Origin of the sequence: Entomohabitans teleogrylli (assembly GCF_001484765.1) — a bacterium.
In the GTDB taxonomy this organism is placed as follows: domain Bacteria; phylum Pseudomonadota; class Gammaproteobacteria; order Enterobacterales; family Enterobacteriaceae; genus Entomohabitans; species Entomohabitans teleogrylli.
The window spans coordinates 22,624-44,515 of sequence record NZ_LLXO01000014.1 but is presented as its reverse complement, the minus strand read 5'-3'; the positions used below and the strand labels follow the sequence as shown (position 1 = coordinate 44,515).

At 48.0% G+C, this 21,892-nt stretch carries 29 protein-coding genes; 8 read left to right on the top strand and 21 right to left on the bottom strand.

What is annotated here, in order from left to right; translation table 11 throughout:
* The first annotated feature begins 22 nt into the window (after positions 1–22).
* The 3 genes from AQ981_RS16750 (at position 23) to AQ981_RS27700 (ending at position 2,132) form a co-directional block, all read left to right on the top strand.
* Positions 23–487: a GNAT family N-acetyltransferase gene (locus AQ981_RS16750; RefSeq protein ID WP_058912892.1), complete on the top strand. Its 465-nt coding sequence runs from the start codon at positions 23–25 to the stop codon at positions 485–487.
* Between the two features lie 163 nt (positions 488–650).
* Complete coding sequence (locus AQ981_RS16745; RefSeq protein ID WP_058912891.1) at positions 651–1,328, top strand: hypothetical protein; 678 nt, start codon at positions 651–653, stop codon at positions 1,326–1,328.
* Positions 1,329–1,934: 606 nt separating this feature from the next.
* Entirely contained in the window at positions 1,935–2,132 is a 198-nt protein-coding gene (locus AQ981_RS27700; protein WP_154675949.1) for a hypothetical protein, read from the top strand.
* Here AQ981_RS27700 and AQ981_RS16740 read toward each other — a convergent pair.
* The 6 genes from AQ981_RS16740 to AQ981_RS16710 form a co-directional block, all read right to left on the bottom strand.
* The gene (locus tag AQ981_RS16740; protein ID WP_058912890.1) at positions 2,118–2,849 is read right to left on the bottom strand and encodes a hypothetical protein; all 732 of its coding nucleotides are present in this window, start codon (positions 2,847–2,849) and stop codon (positions 2,118–2,120) included. The two genes, AQ981_RS27700 and AQ981_RS16740, sit on opposite strands and share 15 nt — an antisense overlap.
* A gap of 13 nt (positions 2,850–2,862) precedes the next feature.
* Positions 2,863–4,839 (bottom strand): hypothetical protein, encoded by a 1,977-nt coding sequence (locus AQ981_RS28160; protein WP_249226331.1) that lies wholly within the window; start codon positions 4,837–4,839, stop codon positions 2,863–2,865.
* 67 nt (positions 4,840–4,906) lie between these two features.
* A complete protein-coding gene (locus tag AQ981_RS16725; protein ID WP_058912887.1) occupies positions 4,907–7,378 on the bottom strand; it encodes a host specificity factor TipJ family phage tail protein in 2,472 nt (823 codons plus the stop codon).
* The gene (locus tag AQ981_RS16720; RefSeq protein ID WP_058912886.1) at positions 7,365–7,760 is read right to left on the bottom strand and encodes an NlpC/P60 family protein; all 396 of its coding nucleotides are present in this window, start codon (positions 7,758–7,760) and stop codon (positions 7,365–7,367) included. Before AQ981_RS16720 ends, AQ981_RS16725 begins: the two co-directional genes overlap by 14 nt.
* Positions 7,757–8,227, bottom strand: a complete 471-nt coding sequence (locus tag AQ981_RS16715; protein ID WP_058912885.1) for a hypothetical protein — start codon at positions 8,225–8,227, stop codon at positions 7,757–7,759. The genes AQ981_RS16720 and AQ981_RS16715 overlap by 4 nt, the downstream gene beginning before the upstream one ends.
* A complete protein-coding gene (locus tag AQ981_RS16710) occupies positions 8,224–8,700 on the bottom strand; it encodes a hypothetical protein (protein ID WP_058912884.1) in 477 nt (158 codons plus the stop codon). Before AQ981_RS16710 ends, AQ981_RS16715 begins: the two co-directional genes overlap by 4 nt.
* A 111-nt stretch (positions 8,701–8,811) precedes the next feature.
* Between AQ981_RS16710 and AQ981_RS26210 the strand changes: the two genes are divergently transcribed.
* Positions 8,812–9,225 carry a coiled-coil domain-containing protein gene (locus tag AQ981_RS26210; RefSeq protein WP_071608923.1) on the top strand — a complete coding sequence of 138 codons (414 nt, stop codon included), beginning with the start codon at positions 8,812–8,814 and terminating at the stop codon, positions 9,223–9,225.
* A gap of 84 nt (positions 9,226–9,309) precedes the next feature.
* Here AQ981_RS26210 and AQ981_RS16700 read toward each other — a convergent pair whose 3' ends face one another.
* The 4 genes from AQ981_RS16700 to AQ981_RS16685 all read right to left on the bottom strand — a co-directional run bounded on the left by AQ981_RS16700 (position 9,310) and on the right by AQ981_RS16685 (position 13,485).
* Positions 9,310–12,450 carry a tape measure protein gene (locus AQ981_RS16700; protein WP_058912882.1) on the bottom strand — a complete coding sequence of 1,047 codons (3,141 nt, stop codon included), beginning with the start codon at positions 12,448–12,450 and terminating at the stop codon, positions 9,310–9,312.
* 64 nt (positions 12,451–12,514) lie between these two features.
* Entirely contained in the window at positions 12,515–12,808 is a 294-nt protein-coding gene (locus tag AQ981_RS16695) for a hypothetical protein (protein WP_058912881.1), read from the bottom strand.
* Between the two features lie 35 nt (positions 12,809–12,843).
* Positions 12,844–13,131, bottom strand: coding sequence for a hypothetical protein (locus AQ981_RS16690; protein WP_058912880.1), 288 nt, complete (start codon positions 13,129–13,131; stop codon positions 12,844–12,846).
* A 51-nt stretch (positions 13,132–13,182) separates the two neighbouring features.
* Positions 13,183–13,485: an Arc family DNA-binding protein gene (locus tag AQ981_RS16685; protein WP_058912879.1), complete on the bottom strand. Its 303-nt coding sequence runs from the start codon at positions 13,483–13,485 to the stop codon at positions 13,183–13,185.
* 85 nt (positions 13,486–13,570) lie between these two features.
* Between AQ981_RS16685 and AQ981_RS26205 the strand changes: the two genes are divergently transcribed.
* Together AQ981_RS26205 and AQ981_RS16680 are read left to right on the top strand one after the other, a co-directional pair.
* Positions 13,571–13,795, top strand: coding sequence for an Arc family DNA-binding protein (locus AQ981_RS26205; RefSeq protein ID WP_071608922.1), 225 nt, complete (start codon positions 13,571–13,573; stop codon positions 13,793–13,795).
* The gene (locus AQ981_RS16680) at positions 13,773–14,633 is read left to right on the top strand and encodes a phage antirepressor N-terminal domain-containing protein (protein ID WP_058912878.1); all 861 of its coding nucleotides are present in this window, start codon (positions 13,773–13,775) and stop codon (positions 14,631–14,633) included. Before AQ981_RS26205 ends, AQ981_RS16680 begins: the two co-directional genes overlap by 23 nt.
* Before the next feature lie 82 nt (positions 14,634–14,715).
* On the opposite strand, the gene bamE is transcribed toward AQ981_RS16680, so the two are convergent.
* Entirely contained in the window at positions 14,716–15,102 is a 387-nt protein-coding gene (gene bamE, locus AQ981_RS16675; protein ID WP_058912877.1) for an outer membrane protein assembly factor BamE domain-containing protein, read from the bottom strand.
* A gap of 202 nt (positions 15,103–15,304) precedes the next feature.
* Between bamE and AQ981_RS16670 the strand changes: the two genes are divergently transcribed.
* Complete coding sequence (locus AQ981_RS16670; protein ID WP_058912876.1) at positions 15,305–15,715, top strand: hypothetical protein; 411 nt, start codon at positions 15,305–15,307, stop codon at positions 15,713–15,715.
* Positions 15,705–16,151 (top strand): hypothetical protein, encoded by a 447-nt coding sequence (locus AQ981_RS26940; RefSeq protein ID WP_058912875.1) that lies wholly within the window; start codon positions 15,705–15,707, stop codon positions 16,149–16,151. Before AQ981_RS16670 ends, AQ981_RS26940 begins: the two co-directional genes overlap by 11 nt.
* A gap of 253 nt (positions 16,152–16,404) precedes the next feature.
* On the opposite strand, the gene AQ981_RS16655 is transcribed toward AQ981_RS26940, so the two are convergent.
* From AQ981_RS16655 to AQ981_RS16615, 10 genes are all read right to left on the bottom strand, one after another.
* A complete protein-coding gene (locus AQ981_RS16655) occupies positions 16,405–16,662 on the bottom strand; it encodes a hypothetical protein (RefSeq protein WP_058912873.1) in 258 nt (85 codons plus the stop codon).
* A gap of 63 nt (positions 16,663–16,725) precedes the next feature.
* The gene (locus tag AQ981_RS16650) at positions 16,726–17,283 is read right to left on the bottom strand and encodes a Rha family transcriptional regulator (RefSeq protein WP_058912872.1); all 558 of its coding nucleotides are present in this window, start codon (positions 17,281–17,283) and stop codon (positions 16,726–16,728) included.
* 170 nt (positions 17,284–17,453) lie between these two features.
* Positions 17,454–18,167, bottom strand: a complete 714-nt coding sequence (locus AQ981_RS16645) for a DUF6246 family protein (protein ID WP_058912871.1) — start codon at positions 18,165–18,167, stop codon at positions 17,454–17,456.
* A gap of 35 nt (positions 18,168–18,202) precedes the next feature.
* Entirely contained in the window at positions 18,203–18,703 is a 501-nt protein-coding gene (locus tag AQ981_RS16640) for a phage tail tube protein (RefSeq protein WP_058912870.1), read from the bottom strand.
* 72 nt (positions 18,704–18,775) lie between these two features.
* A complete protein-coding gene (locus tag AQ981_RS16635) occupies positions 18,776–19,174 on the bottom strand; it encodes a phage tail termination protein (RefSeq protein WP_058912869.1) in 399 nt (132 codons plus the stop codon).
* The gene (locus tag AQ981_RS16630) at positions 19,171–19,578 is read right to left on the bottom strand and encodes a hypothetical protein (RefSeq protein WP_058912868.1); all 408 of its coding nucleotides are present in this window, start codon (positions 19,576–19,578) and stop codon (positions 19,171–19,173) included. The genes AQ981_RS16635 and AQ981_RS16630 overlap by 4 nt, the downstream gene beginning before the upstream one ends.
* Positions 19,579–19,580: 2 nt before the next feature.
* Positions 19,581–19,928 (bottom strand): hypothetical protein, encoded by a 348-nt coding sequence (locus tag AQ981_RS16625; protein ID WP_058912867.1) that lies wholly within the window; start codon positions 19,926–19,928, stop codon positions 19,581–19,583.
* Positions 19,929–20,103: 175 nt separating this feature from the next.
* Positions 20,104–20,499: a DUF7370 family protein gene (locus tag AQ981_RS16620; RefSeq protein WP_058913024.1), complete on the bottom strand. Its 396-nt coding sequence runs from the start codon at positions 20,497–20,499 to the stop codon at positions 20,104–20,106.
* A gap of 78 nt (positions 20,500–20,577) precedes the next feature.
* On the bottom strand, positions 20,578–20,775 hold the full coding sequence (locus AQ981_RS26190) for a glycoprotein (protein WP_071608920.1): 198 nt from the start codon (positions 20,773–20,775) through the stop codon (positions 20,578–20,580).
* 9 nt (positions 20,776–20,784) lie between these two features.
* The gene (locus tag AQ981_RS16615; protein ID WP_058912866.1) at positions 20,785–21,888 is read right to left on the bottom strand and encodes a major capsid protein; all 1,104 of its coding nucleotides are present in this window, start codon (positions 21,886–21,888) and stop codon (positions 20,785–20,787) included.
* Between the last annotated feature and the right edge of the window lie 4 nt (positions 21,889–21,892).

The window sequence follows — 21,892 nt, the reverse complement described above, 5'->3', positions numbered from 1 at the left end:
ATATAAGTTCTGGCGCCCGAAAATGATTATCAGACATACCAATTTCACCGAAATTGTCCGGCTACACCAGCAGATTCCGGAGCTTTTTCCGCTTCACGACAGCGCAGTACTGGCAGAACGCATTGGCGACAAGCGCTGGATCGGCCTGCTGGCGGAAATCGATGGCGCCACGGTGGGCTATCATCTCGGTTACTGGCTGAATCCGACCCACTTTTATTTCTGGCTCGGCGGTGTGCTTCCGGCCTGGCGCCGCCACGGCGTTGCCAGCCATTTGCTGGATGCCCTGGAGCAGCAGACCAGCCGCGAAGGCGCCCACACCCTGAGCGTAAAAAGTATGAACCGCTACCCGGGAATGCTGATTTTCTTAATCCGTCGCGGTTACCAGATTGACGGCTTTTGCGGCGCTGAGGCGCAAAACGGGAAAATCCATTTTACCCGACGGCTACCGGCCAGCGGATCTGTTCAGTATGGCAATAATCACTATTAGTTAACTATCCCGCAAAAGTTATTATTTTCAGTGAAATATTACAATACCCACCATAACTACAGCACATTAAGCAAATCATTAAGGTTAAATTAAGCAAGTTTTGCTAATACCCGGCTTTTATTTACATTTATGTTTCATCTCAGGACACAATAAGAGGTGAGATGTGACTAAAAACAACGCGATCATTGTTAAGCAATTTCTTATTTTTCTGCTACTTGCAGCACTCACGGGATTAATATCCAGCTTTGTACTTATCGACGTTTTGTGGCTGGAAAGCGGCGTCAGAGAAATTTCACTTACCGAAATTTCTCAGGAACTGTTTCTGCTGATCACAGCGGCGCTGTATTTGCGCTGCGCCATCAAGCGTGAAGAGATCCGCGGGGGATTGCTGCTGATCGCCGGGTTTTACGCCACCCTGTTTATCCGTGAACTGGACTACTGGTTCGACTTCATTCAGCACGGCGCCTGGTTATGGTTCGCCCTGAGCGCCACGGGACTGGCGCTGTTTGCCGCCTGGAAAGCGCGGGATTCTGTCGCCAGAGGCCTGGCGACATTTATTCTGCATCCCGGCTTTGCCTATACCCTGTGCGGGCTGGTCACGGTACTGATCTTTTCCCGGGTGTTCGGAATGACCATGCTGTGGGAAACCCTGCTCAATGATGGCTACGCGAATATCGTTAAAACCAGTATTGAAGAAGGCACGGAGCTGTTGGGCTATACCCTGTGCCTGTTTTCAGCTTGCTACTTCAGTCTGGCGCCGCAGCCTGCGGCGGTGGCTGAACAACATTTCGTCGCGGGCGTTATCTCCGGCCGCCAGAAAGAAAGCTATCACTGGAAATAACCGCGACGCGCAGCGTCATGGGCAGCATTCCTGTGGCCTGAAATCGCCCATATAGCGCAGTTATTAGCGCCTTCAGGCAGATGATTATTTTTCTTGTAAAAGAATTGTTAATGGTAAAAATGATGTGATATAACGGATTCGAGGTCCAGCGCCGGACCTCGCCCGGTTCCGGCACCATGGCACTAACAACGCCAGATTGCGGGAATAAAAAAAGACCGAATACGAGTCCTGTTCTCGCCCAGACACCTAAAACATATTTAAAAATCAACAAATTAAAAAAATATGAGTACGTATTTTAATCAAAAAAAGATGCAAATACGTGCGCTAAAAATCAAATACATAGCATTTTTTTCGTGACGATTCGTGGAAATTTCGGCCCCAAAAAACCATGGTAGAGACCCTACCCGCAAGTAACATAGGATTAACAAAAAGCATTCATCGCATAATATTATGAATTTCCGTGTGCTAATCTGTTGGATAGATCCCTTATGTGTCACATTTGCAGACTAAGTTTTATTGTGCGATGCGTTGTTCAATGTTAAGTTTTATGTAGAATATCGCACCCACTTAGAAAGCGGACTGTGGAGACTGGCAAGTGTGTCATCCATGAGTGGTGTAGTAGTCAATGGAGGATTTATGCGGTTTTCAATAAACAGAAAATCAGACTATTCAAAGGTTTTTGAACCAGTAAAAGAAAAAGTCGTTTCTGCTGAATTTGTTGCACATTTGTCTGTTCAGCAGATGGAAAGTGTTGAAAAAATAGTTTGCCCCGCGCTGGCGGGGCTTTACTTACATCATCTCTAAAACGGCATCCATGTCCGCATCGCTGATCGCATTATCAAAAGCTAACAAATGACCGTAATTTCCAAAGCGTGATGTGAGGGAGCCCTCGTTATTCACCAGACCGAACTGGAAATTGGGGTGCAACGCGGCACTTCGCATCACATCATCCTGCACGATTTTAGTGTACGATCCTCCTACACGCAGAGTGACGGTCCCTGTGAGTGCGTCGATTCTGAAAATCACAGCTACAGCAGTTCCGGGAGTTAATGTCGGCCCGTCGTAATTTGATGCGGCCCATGTGTACGAACCAACACGAAATGTCAATCTTCCTGCGCCATCATCCATGATCCAGAATGTCGAATCTGCCGGCGCAGAATTACTTGAGATCCCAACTGTATTTGCTATTTTTGCCGCAAATGTAGCCCCCTTGTTGAATTCCGGCACAGTAGCGCGCCAGGAGGTATTCTGGCTACCGATTATCACGGCAGGACTTGAGTCTGGTAGCGCGCCTATAGAAAATGATGGTGACGCGACGGTTGTTAGTGCGTCATCTGTCAGACGATCGTAGAGCGCCTGCGGACTAGACCCGGGAACACGCCCGTAAATATCGTTAATATACGGCCAGTAAACTAACCCCGGGATATTAGCCACGGCAATTTCCTCCAGTGTAATATCCAGAGGAATTGTACCTGCTTGCCCCTGAATGTCGTCGAGAACAATAGCTGTGCGAGTAACCATATTTAACTCCCAATCATTGGTTGATTGTCAGGGATTTCCCGACTGAAAAATTATATATAAAATCGTTGTCAAAACTGGATTTATCGCGCTCATCACTATCGCGAACAGCACCGCCCGCGCCTGTTTCTCCGATTGCATATTTAACAACCGAGCCAGCAGTTGGAGCAGCAGACAGAGCAATATCAACAGACGATCCATCCGTTCCGATAGCAACTGATAAAATCGTTACGCTCGTGTCAGAAATATAAAATCCATAATTTCCGTTGGGGTTTTTACCGCGCAGAGTGTCAAGAACAAGACTTCCTATTGGTCCTGCTGTGTTAACATCGCCAGATACAGAGTTATTAAATTTAACTGTCAGTGTGGTGCCTGATAATACCGCAGCCACTGGACGTAAGCAGTCCCATTTTTTACCATTTAGCATGAATCGTTTTGCTCGTGCTCTTAATTCACCGACTTTTACATACCCCTCTGCTAGCATATGCTGCGCGTCGTAATAGGGAAACTGGTATTTAGGACAGTAAAGAATGAAATTATCATCAGTTTCATGTAGATTAATCTGTGCAGCGGCAACCCCCTCGGATGCAGTTCCACCAGTTGAGCACTGACTAAACGTCATTTTAATTGAGCGGGCTGTTTGTCCTGTTCTGCTAACTGCATCAGTGCGGAAGTCACTAAGCCACTCACGACAATAACCCTCATATTCAGCCTGAGTAGTATTTATTTCTGCCTCGCCATGCATTGTGTCCAAATCACCAACTCTGTATATCCAACCACGCTCTTCTACTAAATATTGTGCGGCATCAATTGCAGCAAACATCGCATTCCAAACATTTGTGCCGCGCTTCAGTGAATTATACGTGCTGGCGCCCTTACCGGAAACAATAGGCAATAAACGGAAGCTGACATTTTTTTCATTTTTTAATGATGTCATCAAAGAATTTGCATATGCAGACCAGATAGTTTCTCCTAAAACACCATTATCCCATCGCTCGTAAATTGGCTGGACGCCAGTAAAGTCATCAATGGATGGCGGGGTATAATTGTCATTATTAACAAAAACCCTAACGCCCATGCTATTTCCAGGTGAGTCCTCTCCATTAAGCATCAGGCATAAATCACCATGACGAGATGGCTCTGAAGAAAACACCTGCCCTGAAATAGCACCACCAGGTGCTGTATTGATAAAACCACGCGAGCCCAGCGCCAGTGACTGCCCCGTGCCGATATCACTACGTACCACACCCGGCGCATAAACAGAATCAGATGCATCGCTGATCCCATCAACGTAATTGCCATCATCATCCAGATACCAGCGATATAATCCGCCAACAATTAACCCCGACGTTACTTTTTTTGGCCCACGCGGTATACGTGATGGTGATGCTTTTACTATTGCAGATATAAGTACTGGATTACCAAGATTTTTAAATGTGTTTTCATAGTTTTCGTGATTATGCGTACTAATTAAGACGCCAGAGACATCTACTGCAATCAACCAGAAACCACCAGAAATAACACCCCAGCGAATATTGCTGGGTCCGCGAGGTATTCTCTTTATAGACTGGTATGACGCAGAAGAATAAAGCGCACTGGAAACGCTATCCAGCGCATATTGCGACGTCATTTTTCTACCAGTAGGCTCAAGAACTCCCCCATTGTTTATATATTCATCAGCAAGAGAGCTTCCGTCATCGCTTCTGATATATGTAGCAGAGCCATCAGGTATATTTTCTATATCTGCCTGAGCTTCAGCAATTGACATATATTGCCTGCTGAGTGGTATTAGATTCTGTCGTGTATTCTCAATGACACGATCACCCTCATGCTTAATGCCATCAGCAGTATAATGCTCACCTCCAAGGCGGTCTGTGTATGTTAATTCCCTGCTTGTAATTATTTTATCAAGCATAGCGCCAGCATATACAGAATCTCTTATATCAGAACTTGGCACTGGTTTATTTGTTGGTACTGGTAATGAATCTGCCATTATATTACCTTTATGAAAGTTATGCAGACATATCAGAATAAAATCTGACACATCGCACACAAATTAATTACTGGTATATTTCGTCTGAATATTCAGTCAGGGTTAATGTCTGTGTTTCATCACCGTTGGGTTTAGCACTGTCCACTCTCCACAGGGTAGAGTTAAGCTCTGAATCTGTGGCGATAAAATACCGACTGGGAGATTGTGTGTGTTTTCCATCATAAATGTTGATATCAAATTCCTCAGCGTTCGCGGTAAATGCCCTGGGATTTCCCTCTACCCGCTGCGCGCGCCAGCGGCCACGGAAATCTCCTGCGCTGTCACTCATCACCACCCACATATCGCCGTCGAATTCGATACGCTCAGATGTCAGAAACATATCGCCATCCCTGCCCCGCAGGTATCCGGTTTGCTGCCGGTTATCGTACATGTCCGGGCACTGCACGACAGAACCGCGTACAACCTGCGTTGACTCCAGAACCCGGGCGGTCATTGTGATACGGGAATGTAGCATCCTGCGCGCCTCCAGCCACGCTTTGTCGTTCGCCTGCACAGCATTGCGACAACCACTCAGGCTAATCTGCTGTGCGTTAATGGTCGCATCAGGAACCTCAGCTATGCCGTTTTCGTCAACCCGAAGATAGATGTATGATTTTTTATTTGTTACAGGATCTGTGTAATCAAGCGTCACGCCGTCATAGCCGCCGGGCAGTGACATCGTGTACTCGACCTTATAGTCCTCCCAGAACATATTTGAGCGCGCAAAAACAGCGTCAGGATAATCCACTCTCTCATCGCGCCAGAAGGTTAGCATGTCGCCGATTTGGTTTCCGCTCACCCGGGCAGCGTTGCAGATTGTCTGTATACGTTCACCCAGCGATTGTTTTTCGTCGCTGAATGTCCAGTCGAAATAACCAAGTCGAGGATCGGGCAGGCTATCGGCAATGGCGTATAGTGCGGCCAGATCTAGCCTCTCCGGATCCTGTTTACTCACAACGACCCATTCATGCAGCGCAGCATCAGCAAATGACCGGCTGGCACGCAGCGTGTAATCAATCCCACCCTCCGGCGTCCATGAGATCGTCATACGCTGCCACAGGCAGTTATATTTCGGGTCGCTGAGTGCTGTCGGGTTTTCAGTTTCCCGACGACTGACCATGATAATCGTGTCGTCAGGATAAACCACGTCACGACGTACAGTAACAGCCTGTGCACCATGGATATACAGAACCGAATCAGACTGAGAATTGTTGGTTCGCTCGATGCGAAACGCGTAGCGCTGAACGCCTGCAGCGGGTGTGATTTTTTTTGTTACATAGATATATTTCTGCCCGCCTGTTGGGTTATGTACCTCGATATCTACCGTTTCCTCTGTACCGGCGATCGCGTTATTGTCACTGTCCACAGCCCACAGCGTAACCCGCGCCGGCGCGTCATAGCGCTTCCCGAGGTTAGCGTAGAGATGTATCCAGAGTTGCTCTGATTCCAGAGCAGCGAAAAACGGCCCGATCACAATTGTTTCGTACTCGGTAATGGTAAACAGCGTTGAGTTAACAATGGTATCTGCCGGAAGTGCGTCATAATCGGCACCGGATAGGGTATCGAAATAAAAATTATAATACTGCTCCGGGTTTATCTCTGCGCCGTCGTCTGTAATTGTTGCGTTGAATAACGAGGCGTTAATTTTGGCGTCTTTTGTGACCGGACCACTGGCCGTGTTATATGAGACATTTACTGTCACAGCTACAGCAAGCGGTCTCGGAGAATCGTATATGCCGTCAAAATCGTTGTTTTTGAGGATCCGCGCATGGAACTGGCCGCCGCCAAAAATTCCACTAAGTAGACTATCAGTGGTTGCCTGCTGGCGAATCTCCTCGCTATCCTCGTTTCTGCCCGGGATTTCCTGCCCGTCCACATCATCAAACGCATACGGCTGGGGAATCTCCGGGATCACTTCACCGGGCTGATAAACACGATAACTGCCACCAGCCAGGGCGATCAGTGACGACTCAGAATACCGAACAGACGATATGATGCCGCGGCCAATCCCGGCATTCATCCATTCAAAAACCTGTTTTTTGTTGTCAGCAAATTCATAACCAGACTCCTGTATGAGATCGGGATAAATTCTTGTCAGTCCGTAGCTGTTTGGGCGACCACGGTACAGGCGCGCCCGGTTAGTCTGCTGTGTCAGATCGTTGTTCGGAGATTCTCCGGTGGAGATTGACGGCGATGATGTTTTTTGCGCCCCGCCCAGCCATTTCAGGCTGGTTGACAGAATTTTTGTAACAGGACGCAAAACAGATGTTATCAGATTGCCTACGCCACCCTCAGGCTGATCGAAAACATGCACTACATCGCGGTCGCGCAACGGGTAGCTAATGTCAAAATCGTCAGCCAGTTCGCGGCCATTCAGTTTAATGACCACGCAATTATGAAGGCGCTGACCATTCAGCCATTCCACCAAGGGTGTTCCGGCAGCTATAGCACCTCGCTCTTTCGGCGCCCCGGGCAGTCGCTGTAGTTCAAATTTTGGCATAACTCATATACTCCACACGACTGTAGATGCGCAGCAGCGCGACAGGGCTGTCTATCCTGACAAATCCGTGTTCGCCGCGGGAATGCAGGCATTTGACAGGGGTGAGCATTACGCCGGTGTGAGCCGGAACGTCACCACGATAGAACACGGCTATACACCCGGGCACCGCTGCCGGTATTGTGCGCCAGCACGACGCCGCCGATTCATAGCACGTCACAAAATCAGCGCCTGACTCGTAATCTGGCAGGTGGTGTAGCTCAACCCCCAATACATGCCGGTAATACAGCACCACCAGCCCCCAGCAATCCAGCTCATCAAACGTACAGGCGCGATTAGCCCACGGCCTGCCGGTGACAGTCCGTACAAATTCTATCTCTGTCATAGGCTCAGGAGTCCCGGGAATTGCTGATAGGTGTATATGGTGTTGTTGGCCAGCGTCAGGGGGTTTGTGTGGCCAGCGTTTACAGTGATATCCTCGGAGCCAACAGGAACGCCGATCACATAAACGCTATACGTTTTTAGCGACACCTCATCGCCGACTTTATCCCACAACTGATATTTCACTGAGATGGGCGACATACGCGCCTGACCGCGCCATTTTTTCAGTATCTGCCGCACCTCCTGAGAACCAGCCTGGAGGGTAATAGTCAGGGAAATATCCGTTGTTCCATCCTGTGCTGGTTCTACAACGGAAAATCTCGATGGCTGAAATTCATTACCGCCAAATGTCGCTGGTCGAAATGAATTGTTTACCAGCCGATAATAGCCAAATGTCGAATGATAAAATTCCAGCGTTTGTTTCAGATCACTGGCAGGCCTGCGCTCTTTCCATTCTCTCAGCGTTGTCATTTCGCCTCCGGCATAACAGCAGTTACCAGATAATCGAGCCAGTACCCGTAACCCTGCGGAGCCTCGACAATCCAGTCGTCATAATATTCGGTGATATCGGTTATCTCGTTACAAATAACAGTCGCAGTCCACGTCACTGTTATGCCGTTTTTACTGGTTTGCACCGGCATACTGGTGAAATGAACCTCCTGATCCTGCACGCCCTGCGTGTCGCCGAGGTCAATCGGTATCGTGAACCAGGCATTTCCTCGGTCGCAGTAATTTGGCGAACGTAGCCACGATTTAAACCGCTCTGCTTGTTCAAGGGTAAAAATCCACTTGAGTGACCACTTCCCCTTCAAATCGGTAGTTTGCGGGATGAAAATCGCAGGCCCGATCGCTGGCTGAATAGTCTGAAAACCAGTGTCCTGCGTAAAGTTCTGATCTGCCCGCTGGGGAAGCGGGAGCCAGTCTGGATAGCGTACTGTCGCCACTTTTCCTCCAGGAATAAAAAAAGCAGTTGTTGCTGCACTGATCTTTTATCAGGATTTTCGACACCACCTTACCAGGTTAGGCTAAATACCCTTGTAAAATTGGTGGGTAATATGGACATTGGTTTAATTATTGCTTCCCTTAAAACTGGTATCGGCGCTCTCTCTGCGGTTCAAAGCAACGAGGTGTTGCGCGAACGCATCGCTTTCATTGGCGAGCAAATTGACGTACTTCAAAAAGCCCATGCTGCCACCGTAGAAGAACTGTCCAAGGCGAAGGCCAAATGCGTAGAACTTACGAATGAGATAGAGCGTTATCGGGCACAAGAGCAGTTTGTCCAGCACATGGGAGCGGCCTTTAGAAAAGATACCTCTGGTGGTTATACAAGGGCGGTTTATTGTCCCAACTGTTTTGTAGCTGTCGGCTCTTTCTTCGATGATTTTGCTTACCATTGTGGCTCCTGTGGTTGGTCGTCAGGTTTTCTGGGGAGGGACCTGGAAACTGTCATGAATTCTCTACCTGAATGATGAACCAACCCGCCAAAGCGGGTTATTCGTTAATCAATATCAAAATGTTTGTCATGATGTACTGCAATATTTCACTACGATAGATTAAAAACTGCCATTAGCCCTGCGGTTGAGCCCGAATGTAGATTGCATGGCGCCGGAAAACTGTCCGCCACGCTCGATGTCGGTAATCAGCAGGTCGATAACCGCTGTGCCGTTTTGCTCGTATGCATCCTGCCGGGATACCTGAGCGCCAGTTGCAGCGTTGGTGATATTAATCTGAATATTCATCCCGCCGCTTTGCATATCCTTATTGCTGATTACCCTGCCATTATCGCCGGGGATCATGTACTGCTTCCCGGTACTGGCCCGGTATATCTCCGGTAGCCCTCCCTCGCCCACCTGGTACAGGCTGCCGGCAGAAACTGGACCGCCATTTTTACGGGCACCGGCCAGCGCCAGCCCCTGAGCGACTCCAACAGTTCCGGTAATGGCCCCGATTGCCGCCGCTGAATTGGTGCCCAGCGTTGCGAGTGACGCCAGTGCCGCCGCTGGAGCCCATGCCGACGCCACAACCCCGGCCTGTGTAGCTGCCGCCGCAGTGGATGCTGCGCCGAGAGTCTGGCCGAGAATGTAGTTTTTCAGCGCCTCAACGCCCACCTGCACGAGGCTGTTGATAACACTGTTCAGGATGGTGTTACCCAGCGAGCGAAACGCTTCTGTAGCGCTCATAGTTCCGGTTAGCAGCCCGGTGATAGCGTTGGAGGCGTTACCGCTGAACGCATCAATAGCGCTCGTCAGCATGTCATAGCCGAGGCTTTGCTGGCTGAGGAGTTCCCATTGCGCGTTAGTTCGCTCTGTTTCATATTTTTTGTCGGCTGCCGTTTTCAGCGCGATAGCCTGCTCATGCTCCAGCACTCCCTGCCGCTCAAATTGCTGTATGAGTGCTATCTGTTGAGCGTGCTGATTGGCAAGCCGTTGAACAGGATCAACCTCTGCTGCCGCTGCGTGTTTCGGCGTAACAACCTCACCGGAACGGATTTTTGCAAGACTTGCCTGGTGCTCCTGCTCTATTTTTTCCGATTGCTGGCTGAATGTCTGCTGATCGATAATCTGTGCATCCAGCGCAGCTTTCAGGTCTCGCGTCTGTTGTTCGTATCGCACCCCTTCACCAGCTTCCGGGATTAACTGAGCAATAGCTGCCTGAGCACGTATCGCTTCGTTGAGTCTCCATTGCGCCTCTGCATTTCTCTCCGCCTGCTGAATTTGCTGCTGTGACGCCTTGTTGCCAAGCGCCATCACAGCATCGTATTTAGCCAGCTCCAGAGAGCCCTCTTTGTAACCGGTGCTGAGACGTGCTATCTCCTCATTTTGGCGCTGTAACGCTGTAGCAGCCTCATCAGATGACTTAGCTGATGATTTTTGGGCGCTATTACGGTCGTTATCGGCTTTAATCAAATCGAACTTTTTAGCGGCCTCTTCTTCTATCTGGCGAAGTTGGTTTGATCCTGCCTCAACCCCGGTGCTAAGCGCTTTTTGCCTTGCCTCTGTAATTGCCCTTTCTCTTTTATCAGTAATGGAAAGTAACTGGTTTTGCTGACGCAGACTTTCGAGATATTTGTCGCCTTCTTCGCTACGCTCAACAAATAGACTTGTAGCGTTAAAGTTCGATTTTGCCCTTGCTGCGAAGTTAATGGCATCGCCAAGCTGATTCATCAATCCAGCTGTAACACCAGCCTCGCGACCATCGCGCTTAAGCAGATCAATACCGGTCCTGTATTCTCCACTTAGCTGCGCACGTAAAATACCCAGAGAACTAGTAGTCTGACTTAACTTGTTTTCTGCCTCTTCAACTTTTTCTGCCTGAATCGCCAGTTCCTGCTCGATTCTTTTTAGGTCTTTAGCTGCTCGCTCTGCACCTCTTATATTTGATGCTAACTTTATAAATCCTTTTTCGTCTTCAAGTCGCTTCTGCTCGTCAAGCAGGGATTTAATAGCTTCCTCCTGAGCTTTAATAGACTGTTCCGTTTTTGCTATTGCTGCATTTAATTGTGCTGTAGTCAGCTTATTAGTGCTGGATGTTAGCTCGTTCAGGCTATCAGCAAACGCAATGCTTTCCTTCTTTGCCAGTTCTGTTTTCTGATAAAGAAGAAAAATTGCTGTTGCTGCTGCCGTTACAACTCCAGATGGCCCACCGAAAAGCGCCAGAATAGATTTACCAGCAGTTAGCGCAGTATTAAATACTGCCTGCGCGCCAGCAGCCTGATAAGTTGTTGCTATAAATTTTAAATTAGCCTGTGTCGCAGTGATGAAGGATGCAGCCAGCCTTCCAGCAACAACACTTGCCAGAGCGATAGCTGCTACGGAGATCCCATCAATCACCGCTTTAAGGTTATCTGATTTTGAACTGAATTCGAGAATGGAATCCGCAATAGAGATGATCCCATTAGTAAATGCCTGTAGAACACCAGTCTGATTTTCAATCCCTGACAGTAATTGAGTAATCGCCGTTTTGAAACGAACTCCAGCATCTGTCAGGTTGTTTGCCATGTTCGCGGCCGCCTCTGCGTTCGCGTTCAGCGATGATCTCAATCCCTCAGTCAGTTCAGTAGCAGTCAGTTTACCAGCAGTGCCCAGCGCCCTTATCTGTGCCGATGATTTTCCACTTGAGGCAGCTATATCATCAATAACAGTTGGTACAGCAGTTATTATGGTTAGCCACTGATCGGCCGATACCTTGCCTGTGTTTACTGATTTCGTAAGTGCTGATATTGCTGATTCTGCGCTATCGGCACTGGTGGCATTTTTAACAAATGCGTAAGACAGTGAGTCCTGGACGTCGATCGCCTCGTCTGTCGTGTATCCCATGCTGCGGAGAGCACTGGCAGTACGGATGTAGAGTTCCTGCGCTTCAGATAATGAGCGATACGTGCCATTAGCAGTATTCAACAGGCGCTTTTGCACTCGTTCAAATTCCGCCTGACCAGTGGTGGCCATTTTTACACGCTCTGCCATCTCCTGGTATCTCTGGACCATTCCAGCAAGTTCGCGCAATGCTGTAGCTGCAATAACTCCCTTTACTACAGTTGCAAGTTTTGTAAGATTTGTATTTAAGCTGTTTGCAGATTTATCTAATTTATTAAAACCAGCCTCAACATTATTAATTGATGAGTTTATTTTTCTCTGGCTTTCAATAAGATTTGCTGTTTCTATGTCAATATCAATATACAGGGATCCAACTTGCATTTTATTTCTCCGGAAATAAAAAAACCCGCACTAGGCGAGTTTTTTATTTTGATATATTTGATAATTACTTTGCTTTATATAAATCAACTATATCAGCAAGACCATTGTTCATGTTTTTTAAAACATCAACCTTCTCTTTATTTATAAAATCAATTTTTTCAATAATTACACTTACGGTTAAAAAAATAGTTCCAATTATTGATACTGAGCTACCAACAATTGCATGTATTTGCCTGTGAGCCATTAACCCAGCGTTGTATACCTTATCTACATAACCAACGGTAACGCCCATTATTAAAGCATAACCAACCCAGAAAATACCTATTGCAAGTAATATACAACCAATCATTTTGAACATTTTATCTCACTTTAAAATAAAAAATGAATTTATTATTATTTGAAGCCATTTATCAGTTGGCGAACAGCAATCGCTGCCCTACATGCCTCTTCATTATCACGCTGTGCCTCTGTAAGTTCTTGACACTGGCTATAGATATCGCCTTCAGTCTGAACGCCTTTCATTAAATAACCAACAGCTCGCAAACATAAATCTGGTTTGCTATGCTCCCTGCATATTTCAGCATGTAGCTCCTTCAATTGTTTCATCTCTGGATATTCATCTGCGTGCGAGTAAGTGCTAAAAATTAAAACAATTAACGATAAAAACGCTATCCTCTTCATTATCTTCCCTCCGCAACTTTTCTCACATGTTAGCAAATGGTTGACACAAGGTCAGCGATCCACCTTAAACTTTTCGAGCGTTGCTAAGATTTCGTCCACCTTTCGCTCTGTTTCGACAACTTTTTTCAGGGTGTCAATCTGAGACTTAAGTACCAGGGAGTCACCTTCATTCAGGATAATCTCTGTTCCTTCGTCCCTTTCAATTACCTCGCCAAATGCTTTTCTGCAGGAAAATTCTATGGCAGCAACAATTTCAGCATTAACAGATCTTTTGTTCTGCGCCGCCAACGCATGAAGCTTATCCTTCAACTCCTGAGGCATTCTTACGTTTACTTTTGGTTCATCTCTAGCCATCGGGTCACCTCATAAATCATCGTTGACATGGTGGCACTGTGGGTCTACATTATCAATGGTTCCACCGTGCCACCAAGGAGAGTGAATGAAACAGGAATGGCAGTTAAAGGTAAGACTCCCAATGCACATGCGGGATGGCCTTTATTTAATAGCAAAAAACAATGAACGCTCGATCAATTACTTAATAGTTAAGGCAGTCACAGAATTTATCGCCAGAAACAGCGAAGCCCCAACTGCTGTAACAGTCAGGGCTTCTGATGTCAGTATATCTTCGAAGGAAAACCGACATGACAAGTATAGCAATTCTTGAAGCAGTTAACACCTCTTACGTACCGTTCAACGGCCAGCAAGTTTTAACTGCTGTTGCCGCTGGAGTGACTTACGTAGCGATGCGTCAGATTGTGGAGAACATCGGCATCGACTGGACAGGGCAATCAGTTAAGTTGCGTAAAATGAAGGATAAATTCAACTGTAGAGATATCTCTATGGTTGCCGTAGATGGCAAGTTGCGAAAGCTACTCTGCATTCCCCTGAAGAAGCTCAACGGCTGGCTGTTCAGTATAAACCCTGAAAAGGTACGCGCCGACATCCGCGACAAGTTGATTCAGTATCAGGAAGAATGTTTCACCGTTCTGCATGACTACTGGACTAAAGGATCTGCAGTCAGACCAGCACCAGAGACAACTGTTGATGACCGCACCCCATTGCGCGGGATTGTTAATCGTATTATGGGTAAGTACGGTTTGACCTACCAGGCTGTTTATAAGCTGGTACATAAAGAGTTTGGTGTAAAGCATATTGACGAGCTAACCACAAAACAGACGGCTGAAGCAGTAGAGTATCTCGCATCGAAAGTTATTGAGGGAGAGTTCATCGGCAAGCAGGAATTGCCCGCAACCGTACCAGGCGACCGCCTCAACTACTCTTTCCTGACGGTAATAAATGATGGTCAGGTCGCATACGTCCGCCACGCACAGGATGGCGAATGCTTTATGTCAGTAGAAACATCAATGGAACTGGCCAGACGCTCTGGCTATGTTGTTATCCACTGCGACGATCTTGAAACACTGGCAGTTCCGGAACTGGCTAAACGGGCAGATACCGCCAGACGAGAAATGCACAAGTGGGCGAAAATTGCTGCTCAGTAAGAGCGTGCCCCGGACTGTTTATCCGGGGCATCTCGTAATGATACGACAAAACCTCGCCGGTGCGAGGTCTACAAGATGAAAGTTAGTTTAAGAGTCCAGATTTAACTTCTGTGTTTGAATTATTAAACAGGTAATTATCTACAACGTCACCATTGAAAACGATTATGAGCTGCTTCATGTTAGTAGTAGCTCCGTTATCAAACAGCCCGTAAATAGGAATAAAAGCTTTACCGCTGACTTGTGTATTCGTGAATACATAATGCCATTGTTCTTTCCCGTCGCTAGAGATTGATACTCCAGTGGGATCGCCATATGCAGCCCTTACATCTTGCTTAGTCGTCTTCCCTTTGATTATTTTACTCTGAACGCCAATTTGTGTTTCTTGCTCAATAGACTTGTTCCCGCCAGAGGCGCAACCTGTAAGTACAATTGCTGTAACTGCAGCTGCAGCCAATGTAACTTTCTTCACATCCCCATCTCCATAGCAATAATTTGTTACAGGATAGCACTTGTTAGCGGGAGGGTCAGCATCAGATATCTCGTTTTGTACAGGATGCGAACTTAAGGAAACCTGACTTTAGCTACCAGTTTTTGCTGATCGCTACGACGCTACATGTTATCCTCATCATTACTAAGGTTTTGAATGATCACCACGCATGGTAAGGATAGCCGTGAGACCTGAAAAAATTGCATTCCTTTACCCGTATCATCGCATTGATGACGGTAACAAAATGCCGATGTTGGTTTTAGAAACCAGTTCGCTTCCGCTTACAACGGACATGTACTTCCAACTTCACTTTCTTGGCCTTTCGAGCGATACACCCTACTGGATAACGGCCAGCCTGTTAAAAATTGAAGGCAATCTGGAAGTAGATATAAGCGGTGAAAAAGGCGTCTGGATGAGAGCCAGGAGTGGCGAAAATCCAGCAAAAAATCTGGCTGCATCAATATCACTGAACTTTGATAAGTGCATATTTCATGAAGAAGGACACTACCTGATTAAGGCGTGCATTCATCACGATAACAAGCCTGTTCATTCCGCTCTGGCCTACTTTTTAGTGAGCATAATCCATGAAGAATGATAATATTATGATGGATGTATCTTTAGATGCTAAAAATCGTCTACGTCTTGTTCAGCCTGGTGATGTGGCTGGTAATTATGGCGGCGGCGGCGGAGGAGACAGCATGTTAGAAGCTCGCGTAGCAAAACTTGAGTCAGATGTGGAAAATATTAAAACCAATCTTTCTGAAGCAAGGATTGATATCTCCAGGCTGAGGGAATCATCAGCAAACACATCAAGGGATGTCGCCGTCATCCTTCAGAAAATGGTCGACTTTGATGCCAATTTATCCCAGAAGGCGACTAAAGATGATTTATCACAAAAAGCGACTAAAGAAGATATTCAGTCACTAAAAGCAGATATCCATAAGGATGCCAGCGCTCAGACATGGAAGATCGTTTCGGCAATTATCATTACCGTTTTGATTGCTATACTGTCAAAGCAATTTCTCGAATAATATCACGCCAGATGATGATGAAAACTGAGCCTCATCACCGAAACCACCGGCTCACCTTTGGCTCGACTTATCAGGTGAAAATTCCTCTGCCTCACAATCAAGAATTTTTCTTAGCTCATCACCAGCACACCGGAAATCACCCCCGATACTGCCGGAGTCGGACACTTTTTTCAGGCGTTCTGTGTAGCCTGCGGAAGGGGAAATATTAAAAACGCTGCCTATCGCCCTGGTGAGTCTGTGCAAAGAGTTTTTTTCATAGCCACCCAAACCCATGTGCCATAATTCCTGCCAGTCCCAGCACTGCGGCAATGAGAGCACCAAAAAGCAGCTTGAAGTCGCTCCGCATGTCCTGCCGCACTTCCCGGGCATCATCTTTGATATCACGCAGCATCGATTTAACGTGATCGATATCGGCCTCTATTCTGCTCAGGCGTGAATCCGTTGAGCCAGCCGGAAATTCGTGATAGCTGCCGTTTGTGTATTCTGGTTCGTCACTCAGGTCAGTATTCATGGTTATGCCCTGTAAAAAAAGCCCAGCAAAGCGGGCTATTCAAAAACCACAGATCCGTGGGTTTCACGCTTCGGTTAGTGCGCCAGGAAAACCAGGCAATACCAACTGACCTTGCTTGTCCAATTGCTCAATGCGCGAAAGTAACTGCGGTTTCTTCTCTTTCCCCCAGCGACGCAGCAGGCGACCAGACATACTGGCGACATCCTTTTCCTTCATGAACTCAAGCATCACAGCATTACGCTCCTCTTCAAACTGGCGCCGACCAACCTGAAGCATTGCGTACATCCAGTTAAAGGCGTTGATGTAGGCGATCTTGATGCGCATCGCCTCTTTTTTGGTGTAGGACATGACCAGAAGCATCAAGCCATCTTTGCGGAGTCGATAGAACTTCTGCGGCTTGCCGTTCTGCAACTCATTGTTTTTATAGCAAAGCTCAAAATTGAGTTTTGTATCGAACTCAGGAGGACAGGCCTCGATAGTTCGCTCAATGTCGCGAATTACGTTTTTAGGCAACTTTCCAAATGCCTTCGCCACCATAAACGAGTCAGTTACCGGGTCGTTATCGGCCACAAATACCAGATCGCGGAAGTCTAATCCATTAATTTCAGTTGGATATTTCATATCGGTATTACCTTTTAGTGATGAACCTTGTCTCACAGGAATCCGGCCCACAGAAAGGCACCGACAGCCAGCCGGTATCCTCAAGGGTCATCCTGAAAGGTTCTGTGTGAAATGCGCGTGAGATGCGCGGTGATATGCAGACACAAAAAAGCCCGGACTATGCCGGGCTGTCACTTAGTGTTTTTTTCTCTCTCCTTCTGCAGGCGTAGCTCTTTCCTGCGGAAATGCTCATCAACCACGGAGTCATATTCCTCTCGTGTAAATCCATGTTGACTGGGATATTTCGTGTTCAGCATCATGATAAATTCGGTCATCGTCAGGTTTTCAGCCTCCTGCCTGCTGATACCGAAATGGTGCCTTGCTGCGTTGATATACTCGATAGCATGGAACTCACCGACCGTCGCTGATGACTCATGCCGCTGTAATTTGCGCATTTTCACCCTGCCGATGATCCCATGCAGTATCAGAGACTGAGCTACCAGCAGCATTTCCTCTGGCGACATTTTACCGCAGCGCCAGAGCATCCCCTTTCGCCCTGATTTACCCTGTCGTAACTCACCGGTCAGTGGTGTAACATCATCATCACAGCAAGCCCGGATAATTGTGCTGGCAGCCGTCAGAGTCCTGTCATTTACCTGTCTGGTGATGTATGAGTTGATGTATTTCAGGATATACGGCGGCAGACAGCCAAACGTTTCCACCGCACCATCGATTACAGAGCGGATATCTGCAACATCCGGATCGGTGTTGTGCAGGTCATAAAAGACCCTGACTATCTCCCGTGGCTCACCAATCCTCGTCATCGCAGCAAATGACGGGCGGAAAAAATATTCCCGCCGGCCATCACCGATCAGGCATTCCCCGATTTCCGTTAATGGCGTCACAAAACCTCCATGGGTGACTGGCGCCGCCCGCTTAATCAGGGCGTCTCTTCTTCAGTAATATCGGTCACGCTAACCGTTGCCCCGTCAGCAACTTTGAACTCTGTAGACAGGGTGACAATGTCATCAGTGCCGCCGTCATTGCTGAGAGAGGTAATTACCATATATCCCTGGATCTGCAACTGGCCAAAACTCATGCGCACCCACAGCGTCGGCTGGCGCGAGTTGTTGACCTCAGTAACGTAATATTTGATGAATTTGTACACGCCGTATTGATCAGAGCGATCGTTAACGCGGACCTCTCCCTCAAACGACAGCGTCAGATCGTTAGAGGTCACGATGTTTTCTACCCAGCCCTTGGTATCATCAGCAGATGACGTCGTGGTATTCGGAGACATATCGAACGTTTTCGACGTTCCGGGCATCAGCAGCTTAAATTCAGCCTCTGCCGGTACTGTATCGCCGCAACCGTCAGCCACCTCCAGGAGGACAGCGCGGCCAAACAGTTTTGTATTGTCCGTTGTGCAATTCTCGGCCATGTGGGTAATTCCTCTTTGACATAAAGACGTAAAAAAGCCGCCCGGAGGCGGCAGGAGAAAATGTTTTGTGGATTATTCGCCGTACAGGCAGGCGAACTGGAGGCGGTAAATCAGGCGACCCTCAGCAGACAGAACGGGGGCCGGCACAGCACCAAGACAGGTTATCTGACCGAGACATGAGTCTGATATGGGGTTTTTCTGCACGTAATCGACGATTGCATTTACAGTATTATCAGCCCGATGATGAGCTGATGGTCCCCTTGCCGAGATAACATCAACCATGGTGTAATGTTCACTTCCCAGCTCCCTGTCAGGATTGGTTCCACCGTTAGGTCTGAATACAACGTAACTTTTGGTCTTTCTGGTATCGGCAATATCATCTGTCCAGATGAGGTTCTGGATGATGTATCCTGTCAGGAGTCCTGATTCAGCGATAAAATTTCTCACCCGCTTATACATTGGTGGCGTCATAACCTCATCTCCCTGGCGATGGCCCCTCTGACCTCGGTTTCTGTTTCTTCTGCAGCCTTCTTTAAAAACTCAGGTTCACCCGATGGGTCCCAGTAATTACCCCCTCCCTGCGATGCCGGGCGGCGCTTTCCTTTCAGAACCCCGGGAGCCTCATGCACATACACTGCATAGTTTGCAGAGTAAATTACCCTGCCGGTTATTCTGGTTCCCCTGGCTGTAACATCCTGCGCCAGTGAGTTGATTAGTGTTGATGTTTTACCGATCGGCGTATACTGCGCGGCGTGCAATGCAATAATTCCCGTCGCAACCTTCAGTGCCCTGACCGCCTTCTTTCCCTGAATGTCTTTCACTATGTCATCCAGGTTGCTTCTGGCCTGCTCAAATCCCCTTATTCGTACCGGCATGACTACCTCCCGGTTTTGATGGTGTAATCGTCCGGTGATGAATCGAACGCACTGGCATCCAGATCAACGCTCATCACCTCATCAGCGCCAGCCGCTACCGGGTCCTGGTCCATTGAAATACCGGGCATCATGTAATCACCGCGCCGGGCACCAGAAAACTCCGTCCAGAATGTGATTGTCGTGGTTATTTCCACGCCCACAGCATCCTGTTTCGCGGCTGTGGCTGATTTATACAGGCATTTGATGATAACCGGTTCAGCAAAACCAAGCGGATCACCGCTTTCATTAAAACCGAGATTTTTCCAGAACGTGGCATTTTTGGTGTAGCACCAGCTTGCAGTTTTGCTCACTCGCTATCCCCTCCATTTCACAACGGCCGGTTGTTGTGCTGCAAATTTCGGGCATAAAAAATTCCAGGTTCCATCGCTCCTGATATAGGCCGTTGTCTGCCGACCCGTGTCGGTCAGCACCCAGACCTTAACGAACGGCGTCGGTAACCCATCATCTACTGATGTCCACATCATATTAATTCCCGCACATACAGCCACCGCGACCAATCCACAACCCACCAAAAGCCGTTACGGTTGGATCAGGGGGGATCAGGTTGGTCGCGCAACCCTCCCTGTCGAGAGATCGCAGCAAATTCAGTGATCCACTCCAGCGATCTGCAAATGACTGGTACCGGAATGACTGAGATGCACCATTTGGCGCATGTTGTGAGCTGATATATTTATCCCCCTGCGCCAGCGCCAGTAATCCCAGCAGATACATCTGGATAAGGAGGGCTGTAGATTCAGGGTAATTAGCATCCAGGCATTCCTGAATACTGTTCACCTGCTCAATCAGGGCATTCAGCAGGAACTCAGGGAGATTTACGCCCTGCCCATCAAGATATTCACTCGCCTGTTCAAAGATGACCATCACGCCTCCCGAAAAAGAAACCCCGCCGAAGCGGGGCATAAAAAAACCGCCTTTCGGCGGCCAACTGGCGCAAACATGTCAGGACTTTTTCTGCTCTTTATTGCTGGACGCCGCTGGCGTTGCTGGTGTTACCTCTGCCGCTGGTGTTGCTGATGCCGCGGCGGCGGATGAAATCGGCCTGAGGTGAGATTTCAGAGACGGATGCAGTTTTTCAAACTCCACCACATCCCCCAGTGCCACACCATGCCATGGACGGACAACTTCATACTTAGCCATGAATCCCCCTTAGCCCAGATTTGCACCGTAGATAACCCCGGAATGACCCTCAGCATCACGTTTAACCTGCAGACCCTCAGCTGACATGATCTGGAAGTTATAGTTGTGTTGCGGCATTGTTCGCGGCACCGGAACAGTGCCCACCGCCATTCCCACCAGCGGTGACACGACGTCCTGCCTGCGCTCATAGCCGAGTAACTCATTGCCTGTGAGCGCGTAAGTCATCGCGATGTCACGGGCCGGAATAAACTGCCTGATTGCATCCAGAACTGTACCGCCGAGCAGAGCATTTGAACCACCATTTACACTGATAACATATGGCTTAGACACATTTGCCCAGATAGCGTCACTCAACCACAACTTATCAAGAGCGGTTATTTTATTGGCGCGCAGCGTCATACCAAACGGACCGGTGGGGCCGAAAAACTCCAGTAACTGTTCGGGTGTTGCTGTGGTCAGATCGATATTCGCACCACCAGCGCCAGAACCAAGGTTAATTTTGGCTGTGTTGCGATGGTTACGGAGCCCCTGCGCCGGATAGTTGGCTACCTGAATCTTGCTGCTTCCATCCAGATAGTAGGATACGCGCGCCTTGTTAAATTTGCGCATTTTTGCAGACTGAGATTCCAGAACAAGGTCAATACCAACCGTATTCAGTCCAGCGGCCAGACGCCAGTTAACACCATACCCCGCAGTGAATACCGGGATCGGATCGCCATCGCTGCCGAAATCAGTGTGATCGAATGAATACGGAGCCTGACCATCAATGCTTACAGCGACATCATCCGCAATATCACCAACAAAATTATAGAGTTTCGCCGTTTTTCCAATGGGTAAAACAGTCTGCACGCTCATCAGGTCATTGACGATTTCCATGCCAATTTCCTGATCCCGCAACTGGATAATCTGATTATCAACCTCTTTCCAGAAATCAATACCCAGACCATCGCCGAGCAGGGAGTTAGCGGCCAACGTCTCTGTGTCCATCGCACCGCGATAATTGTTAACCATCAGACGGTGGGATGTATTCCAGATATTGCGTTGCCCCCAGAGCGAATCCCAGTGAGCACGTAAACGGCTGTTTGTAGCCAGTGTTTTAGGGTCAAAATACATTATT

What these genes read in the sequence shown, in the direction of transcription:
- AQ981_RS16750 (WP_058912892.1), top strand. Translation starts at nt 23, where the DNA reads ATGATTATCAGACATACCAATTTCACCGAAATTGTCCGGCTACACCAG.
- AQ981_RS27700 (WP_154675949.1), top strand. Translation starts at nt 1,935, where the DNA reads ATGAGTGGTGTAGTAGTCAATGGAGGATTTATGCGGTTTTCAATAAAC.
- AQ981_RS16740 (WP_058912890.1), bottom strand. Translation starts at nt 2,849, where the DNA reads ATGGTTACTCGCACAGCTATTGTTCTCGACGACATTCAGGGGCAAGCA.
- AQ981_RS28160 (WP_249226331.1), bottom strand. Translation starts at nt 4,839, where the DNA reads ATGGCAGATTCATTACCAGTACCAACAAATAAACCAGTGCCAAGTTCT.
- AQ981_RS16725 (WP_058912887.1), bottom strand. Translation starts at nt 7,378, where the DNA reads ATGCCAAAATTTGAACTACAGCGACTGCCCGGGGCGCCGAAAGAGCGA.
- AQ981_RS16720 (WP_058912886.1), bottom strand. Translation starts at nt 7,760, where the DNA reads ATGACAGAGATAGAATTTGTACGGACTGTCACCGGCAGGCCGTGGGCT.
- AQ981_RS16715 (WP_058912885.1), bottom strand. Translation starts at nt 8,227, where the DNA reads ATGACAACGCTGAGAGAATGGAAAGAGCGCAGGCCTGCCAGTGATCTG.
- AQ981_RS26210 (WP_071608923.1), top strand. Translation starts at nt 8,812, where the DNA reads ATGGACATTGGTTTAATTATTGCTTCCCTTAAAACTGGTATCGGCGCT.
- AQ981_RS16700 (WP_058912882.1), bottom strand. Translation starts at nt 12,450, where the DNA reads ATGCAAGTTGGATCCCTGTATATTGATATTGACATAGAAACAGCAAAT.
- AQ981_RS16695 (WP_058912881.1), bottom strand. Translation starts at nt 12,808, where the DNA reads ATGTTCAAAATGATTGGTTGTATATTACTTGCAATAGGTATTTTCTGG.
- AQ981_RS16690 (WP_058912880.1), bottom strand. Translation starts at nt 13,131, where the DNA reads ATGAAGAGGATAGCGTTTTTATCGTTAATTGTTTTAATTTTTAGCACT.
- AQ981_RS16685 (WP_058912879.1), bottom strand. Translation starts at nt 13,485, where the DNA reads ATGGCTAGAGATGAACCAAAAGTAAACGTAAGAATGCCTCAGGAGTTG.
- AQ981_RS26205 (WP_071608922.1), top strand. Translation starts at nt 13,571, where the DNA reads ATGAAACAGGAATGGCAGTTAAAGGTAAGACTCCCAATGCACATGCGG.
- AQ981_RS16680 (WP_058912878.1), top strand. Translation starts at nt 13,773, where the DNA reads ATGACAAGTATAGCAATTCTTGAAGCAGTTAACACCTCTTACGTACCG.
- AQ981_RS26940 (WP_058912875.1), top strand. Translation starts at nt 15,705, where the DNA reads ATGAAGAATGATAATATTATGATGGATGTATCTTTAGATGCTAAAAAT.
- AQ981_RS16655 (WP_058912873.1), bottom strand. Translation starts at nt 16,662, where the DNA reads ATGAATACTGACCTGAGTGACGAACCAGAATACACAAACGGCAGCTAT.
- AQ981_RS16650 (WP_058912872.1), bottom strand. Translation starts at nt 17,283, where the DNA reads ATGAAATATCCAACTGAAATTAATGGATTAGACTTCCGCGATCTGGTA.
- AQ981_RS16640 (WP_058912870.1), bottom strand. Translation starts at nt 18,703, where the DNA reads ATGGCCGAGAATTGCACAACGGACAATACAAAACTGTTTGGCCGCGCT.
- AQ981_RS16635 (WP_058912869.1), bottom strand. Translation starts at nt 19,174, where the DNA reads ATGACGCCACCAATGTATAAGCGGGTGAGAAATTTTATCGCTGAATCA.
- AQ981_RS16630 (WP_058912868.1), bottom strand. Translation starts at nt 19,578, where the DNA reads ATGCCGGTACGAATAAGGGGATTTGAGCAGGCCAGAAGCAACCTGGAT.
- AQ981_RS16620 (WP_058913024.1), bottom strand. Translation starts at nt 20,499, where the DNA reads ATGGTCATCTTTGAACAGGCGAGTGAATATCTTGATGGGCAGGGCGTA.
- AQ981_RS26190 (WP_071608920.1), bottom strand. Translation starts at nt 20,775, where the DNA reads ATGGCTAAGTATGAAGTTGTCCGTCCATGGCATGGTGTGGCACTGGGG.
- AQ981_RS16615 (WP_058912866.1), bottom strand. Translation starts at nt 21,888, where the DNA reads ATGTATTTTGACCCTAAAACACTGGCTACAAACAGCCGTTTACGTGCT.